Consider the following 6,578-nt stretch of genomic DNA (forward strand, 5'->3'; position numbering starts at 1 on the left):
CGAAGGATCAGCCGCCACCACCCCCAGCAACCTCACCAAATGCCCAACCATCCGCTCCACCGTCGAACGATCGAACAACTCCGTACTGAACTCGACGGCGCCCTTCAGCGCCTGCTCCTCCTCCATGAGGATCAGGCGCAGGTCGAACTTCGACGTGATCGCCACGGGAAGCTCGACCGTCGAGCTGTCCAGGTCCACGCCACCGCTGCCGGCCTCGTCGGCTTCGGCCGGGTAGTAGTTGAACAGCACTTGGAACAGGGGGTGCCGGCCGCGATCACGGTCGGCCGCGAAGGCCTCAACCAGCTGCTCGAACGGCACATCCTGATGGGCGTAGGCGCCCAACGCCTCGCTCCGTACCCGGCCGACCAGATCGGCGAAGGCCGGATCGCCGGACAGATCGGTCCGCAACACCAACGTGTTGACGAAGAATCCGATGAGATCCTCGACCTCGGCCCGGTTGCGGTTGGCGATCGGCGTGCCCACCACCACGTCGTCCTGGCCCGCGTACTTGCCCAACAGCACGGTGAACGCCGACAGCAACGTCATGAACATCGTCGCGCCGCTCTGCTGCGTCACCCCCCTGAGGGCGGACAGCGTCTCCGCGGGAACCTCGAAGTCGACCACCCCACCCGCCGAGGTCCGCACGGCCGGACGGGGCCGGTCCGTCGGGAGCTCCAGAACCGGGGCGCCCTCCAACCGCTCACGCCAGTAACCGAGCTGCCCCTCCAGCACCTCGCCCTGCAGCCACTCACGCTGCCAGACCGCGAAGTCGGCGTACTGCACCGCCAGCGGCGGAAGCGGCGACGGCTCACCCCGCGAGAACGCCTCATACAGAGCGGTCAGCTCGCGGCGGAGCACGCCGGCTGACCACTCGTCCCAGATGACGTGGTGCAGGACCAGGCTCAGCACGTGATCGTCCGGTGCGAGGCGGATCAGCCGGCCCCGGAACAGCGGGCCCTGGGCGAGGTCGAACGGCGCCGCCGCGTCGGCGGCCGCCAGCTGTTCGGCGCGGCCGAGCGCGTCCGGGTCTCCGCTGAGGTCGACGACCTCGACCTTGACCTCCGAAGCCGGTCCGACGACCTGGTGCGGCACCCCGTCCACGGTGACGAGCCGGGTGCGCAGCACCTCGTGCCGCTCCACGATCGCGTCCAGGGCCGCGCCCAGCGCGGAAAGGTCGAGGGCGCCCGCCAGCCGCAGCGCGATGGGCAGGTTGTACTCCAGGGAGTCCGGTTCGAGCTGTGCGAGGAACCACAGCCGCTGCTGCGCGAACGACAAGGGCAGGAGCCGGTCACGGCCGACCGGAACGATCGGGGGGACCCGCGTGCGGCCGGCCGAGCCGTCGACCGCCGCCGCGAGCCCGGCGACCGTGGGGTGGTCGAACAGGGTGGCCAGCGGCAGTTCGGCCCCGAAAGCGGCCCGCACCCGGGACATCACCTGGGTGGCCAGCAGCGAGTGGCCGCCCAGCTCGAAGAATTCGTCGAGCACGCCGACCCGGTCCAGGCCGAGCACCTGCGCCCAGATCCCGGCCAGCATCTCCTCCGTGGGAGTGCGGGGGGCGACGTACGCCGCGCCGGAACCGGCGCTGCCGCCGACGGGAGCGGGCAGGGCGGCGCGGTCGACCTTGCCGCTCGGGCTCAGCGGCAGCGCGGCCAGTTCGACGAAGACCGAGGGCACCAGGTAGTCGGGCAGACCGGCGAGCAGGAACGCGCGCAGCTCACCGGCCGAGGGGATCCCCTCGCCGTGGTCTGCGGGGACGAGGTAGGCGGCCAGTCGTTGTTCGGCGCCGACGACGACGGCGGCCGCGATCTGGGGGTGGGCCCGCAGTGCGGCTTCGACCTCACCTGGTTCGACCCGGTGGCCCCGGACCTTCACCTGCTCGTCGACCCGCCCCAGGAACTCCAGTTGCCCGTCCGGCCGCCACCGTACGCGGTCGCCGGTGCGGTACAGGCGCGCGCCGTCGCCAGCGAACGGGTCCGCCAGGAAACGCTCGGCGGTCAGCTCAGGCTGCCCGCCATACCCGCGAGCCAGGCCGTTCCCGCCGACGAACAACTCGCCGGGAACCCCGACAGGGACCGGCTGAAGATGCCGATCCAGAACGTACACACGCGTGTTGGCGATCGGACCACCGATCGGCGGAGCCCCGGCATCGGCCTCGTCGCACAGCGCCATCGACGCGCACACCGTCGTCTCGGTCGGCCCGTACGCGTTGTACAACCGGCGCCCGCGCCCCCACACCCCGGCAAGTTCCGGACTCAGCCGTTCGCCTGCCGTGATCAGGGTGGTCACGCCGGGCAGGGCGCCGGGCTCCAGCTGGCCGAGCAGCGACGGCGGGACCGTGGCCACCGTTGCGCCGTCGGCGGCGGCGAGGGCCGCGAGCGCGGCAGGCTCCGAGCGGGCCCGTGTCGTCGCCAGGTCGAGGGTGGCGCCCACGGCGAGCGCCATGAAGACCTCCCAGACGGCCGCGTCGAAGCTGAAGGGCGCGAACTGCAGCACGACGTCGCCCGGCTCGACGCCGAAGGCGAGACGCTGGGCGGCCACGAGGTTCACCACGCCCCCGTGGGTGACCTGGACGCCCTTCGGACGGCCCGTCGAGCCCGAGGTGTAGATCACGTACGCGAGCTGACCAGGTTGGACGGCGACAGCGGGCGCGTGTGAGGGGGCGCCGTCGAGAGCGGCCGCCGTGGCCGGATCGTCCAGCCAGACGACGCCGCCGTCCCCGGCGAGAGCGCCCGCGGTCTCCCGGTGGCCGACGAGGACGGGCGCGCGGCTGTCGGCGAGCATGAACTCCAGCCGTTCGGCGGGATACTCCGGGTCCAGCGGCAAGTACGCGCCGCCTGCCTTGAGCACGGCGAGGAGGGCGACCACCATGTCCAGGCCGCGTGGCAGGCACAGGCCCACGACCGTCTCCGGTCCCACGCCGAGGCCACGCAGGTGGTGGGCCAGCCGGTCGGCCAGAGCGTCCAGCTCGGCATAGGTCAGGCGTTCGTCGCCCGACACCACCGCGACGGCGCCGGGCCGCCGTGCGACCTGCTCGGCGATCAGGTCGAGCGCCGTGCCCGTCGTGGTGTGCGCGGCGGTGTCGTTCAAGACGGAGACGACCAGTTCGCGCTCGGCCGGGCCGAGGATCGGCAGTTCGGCGACGCGCCGGTCCGGGTCGGCGGCGACGGCGGTGAGGAGCGTGGACAGGTGGGCGAGGAGACGTCCGGCGCTGTCGTGGGTGAGGTGCGCCCGGTCGTAGGCGACGCCCAGCGCCAGTGACGGCCCGTGCGCGGCGATGATCGTCAGAGGGTAGTTCACCTGCTCGGCGGCGACGCCGTCGGAGATCAGCAGGCCGTCGGCCCCGGCCGCCTCCACCTGGTCGTCGAACTCGCCCGAGGGGTAGTTCTCGAAGAGCAGCAGGCTGTTGAACAGCGGCTGTCCCGCGGGCACGTCGGAGCACGCCTGGATCCGGACGAGCGGGGTGTGCTCGTGCCGGCGGGCCTGGATCTGCTCGGCCTGGAGCTCCTCCAGCCAGGGCAGCAGTTTTGCGTCCTGGTCGATCCGGGCGCGCAGCGGTGTGGTGGTGATGAACAGCCCCACCATCGACTCCGCGCCGGGCAGTTCTTCGGTGCGGCCGGAGGTGGTCACACCGAACATGACGTCGTCCTCGCCGCTGTAGGCCGACAGCAGCACGGCCCAGGCGCCCTGGACCACGGTGCTGAGGGTCAGGTGGTGGCGGCGGGCCAGGTCGGTGAGCGCCTCGGTCGTCTCCTGGGGGAGCTCGGCCCTGATGGTCGTGTGGCCGTGGTCGCCGGTGTCGCCGTCGACGGCCAGCGGGGTGGGCGCGTCGAAGCCGCGCAGGTGGCCGCGCCAGAAGTCCTCGGCCTCGCCCTGGTCGCGGGCGGCGAGCCAGGCGACGAAGTCGCGGTAGGGGCGGTGGCCGGGCAGGTCGGGCTCGCGCCCGGTCCGGTAGGCCTGGTAGGCGTCGAGCACCTCGCCGAGGACGATGGGCGCGCTCCACCCGTCGAGCAGCAGGTGGTGGTAGCTCCACACCATCTGGTGGCGGGTGTCGGCGGTGCGGATCAGGGTGACCCGCATGGCACCGGGCCGGTCCAGAGGCAGTCCCCTGGCGCGGTCGGCGGCCAGGAATTCCTCCAGCGCCCGCTCCTGGTCCTGCCGGTCACGCCGGCGCCAGTCGTGGACGTCCACGGCGGGGGCCGCCGAGTGGGGCACCAGGTGCAGCGGCACCGGGACGCCCTCGGAGACCACCTGGGCGCGCAGGACAGGATGCCGTGCGAGCGCCAGTTCCCAGGCCAGTATCAGCGCCCCGGTGTCGAGCTCGCCGTCGAGCTGTATGCCGTTCTGCACGACGTACACGCCGGAGCCTGGCTCCAGCAGGGTGTGGAACAGCATGCCCTGCTGGGTGGCGGTCAGCGGGTAGAGGTCGTCGATGGGCTGCCCGGCGTCGGCGTGGATCCTGTCGAGAGTGTTCTGGTCGAGGCCGGCGAGCGGGAAGTCCGACGGTGTGTACCCGCCGGCGCCGGGCCGGCAGCAGTGGTCGATGAGCTCTTCCAGCACCTCGACGTAGCGCGCGGCCAGCCGCTCGACCGTCGCGCGGTCGTGCAGCCACTCGGAGTAGGTCCAGCCCAGCTCGAGGCGGCCGTTCACGACCAGGCCGTTGACCTCGATGAGGTGGGTGCGCTCGCCGGTGTCGGCGCGCTCGCGCCCGAGGGTCCCTTCGGCCGTCCGGAACCGCTCGGCGTCCCCGCCTCCCTGGTCGAACTGGCCGAGGTAGTTGAACGCCACCTGGGGTCCCGGCGTGGCCGCCAGGGTCTCGCCCGTCTCTCCCCCGGCCAGGTGGCGCAGCAGTCCGTAGCCCAGGCCGTGGCGGGGGATCTCGCGCAGCCGTTCCTTGGTGCTCTTGAGGAGGCTTCCCAGGTCGCCGGGGCCGGCGGCCATGGGCAGGCGGACCGGGTAGAGGGAGGTGAACCAGCCGACGGTGCGGGAGACGTCGACGTCAGTGCCCACGTCCTCGCGGCCGTGTCCCTCCAGGTCGATCAGGACCTGGTCGCCACCGGTCCATTCGGCGACGACCACGCCGAGCGCCGTGAGCAGCACGTCGTTGATCTGGGTCCGGTAAGCGGCGGGCACGCGGTGCAGCAGCCGCGCCGTCTGCTCCTCGTCCAGCCGCGCGTCCACCGTGCGGGCGGAGGCGACGTCGTTGCCGCTGCCCGGGTGGTCCAGGGGCAGGTCGGCATCCTGCCCGCCGACCGCCCGCCAGTAGGCGGCCTCGCCTTCCAGCTGGGGTGAGCCTGCCAGGTCACGCAGGCGTTCGGCCCAGCGCTGGAACGATGTCGTCTTGGCAGGCAGGGCGATGGGCGCGCCGCGCTCGAGCTGGGCGCAGGCCAGCGCCAGGTCCTCCAGCAGGATGCGCCAGGACACGCCGTCGACGACGGCGTGGTGGGCGACCAGCAGGAGCACCTGGCCCGGCTCGCCGTGGTCGAACAAGACGAAGCGCGCCACGGGACCGGCGGCGAGGTCGAGGCCTCGCTGCGCGGCCTCGGCCGCCTCAGCCACCCGGTCGCGTGCCTCGGCCGCCCCGAGTCCGGACAGGTCGACAACGGAGAAGAGCTCCTCCGGCTCGGCGGCCAGGCATTGCGCGCTCATCCGGCCTTCGTGGGACGTGAAGCGCAGCCGCAGGGCGTCGTGGTGCGCGACGAGGGCGACCAGAGCCTGGCGCAGCACGGCGGGCTCGACGTGCTCGGCGATCTCCACGGTGACCGACTGGTTGAAGTGGCCGGGCTCGGGCAGGCCACGCCCGAAGAACCAATGGTGGATGGGCGTGAGCGGCACCTCACCCGACACCGGGCCCTGCTCTGCCTCGAACGCGGCCTCTCGCGCGGCCACGGCGGCCAGTCCGGCGACGGTCTGGTGCTCGAAGAGCTGGGCAGGGGTGACGTGCAGGCCGCGGGCGCGTGCCCGGGCGACCGCCTGGATGCTGAGGATCGAGTCGCCGCCGAGCTCGAAGAAGTTGTCGGTCGCGCCGACGCGCTCCAGGCGGAGGATCTCGGCCCACACGTCGGCGATGAGCTCCTCCGCCGGCGTGCGCGGGGCCACATACCCTGCGGTCAGGGCCGGCCTGGCTCCTTCGGGGACGGGCAGGGCCGCTCTGTCGGTCTTGCCGCTCGGGCTCAGCGGCAGCGCGCTGAGCTCCACGAAGACGGCCGGGATCAGGTGGGCCGGGAGGCTCTGCTGGAGGAAGGCGCGCAGCGCGCCGGTGTCGGGGATCCCGGCCGCCAGGTCGTCCGGGACGAGGTAGGCCACGAGGCGGGAGCCGGTCCCGTCGTCGTCGCGGGCCACCACCGCGGCCGCGGCCACCTCCGGATGGGCGCGCAGCGCCGCCTCCACCTCGCCGGGCTCGATGCGGAACCCGCGGACCTTGATCTGCTCGTCCACCCGGCCCAGGAACTCGAGCTCGCCGTCCGCCCGCCGGCGGACCCGGTCACCGCTGCGGTAGAGGCGCGAACCGTCGGCGGCGAACGGGTCGGGCAGGAACAGCTCGGCCGTCGCCTCGAGACGGCCTGCGTACCCGCGCGCGA

General features: G+C 72.9%; 1 protein-coding gene. It reads right to left on the reverse strand.

Annotated features, from left to right (window positions below; translation table 11 throughout):
• Window positions 1-6,578: amino acid adenylation domain-containing protein (locus tag AB0J09_RS52345; RefSeq protein ID WP_360709388.1), on the reverse strand; the 6,578-nt coding region annotated here is incomplete at both ends.

Origin of the sequence: Nonomuraea sp. NPDC049784, from assembly GCF_040659615.1 — a bacterium.
GTDB lineage: Bacteria > Actinomycetota > Actinomycetes > Streptosporangiales > Streptosporangiaceae > Nonomuraea.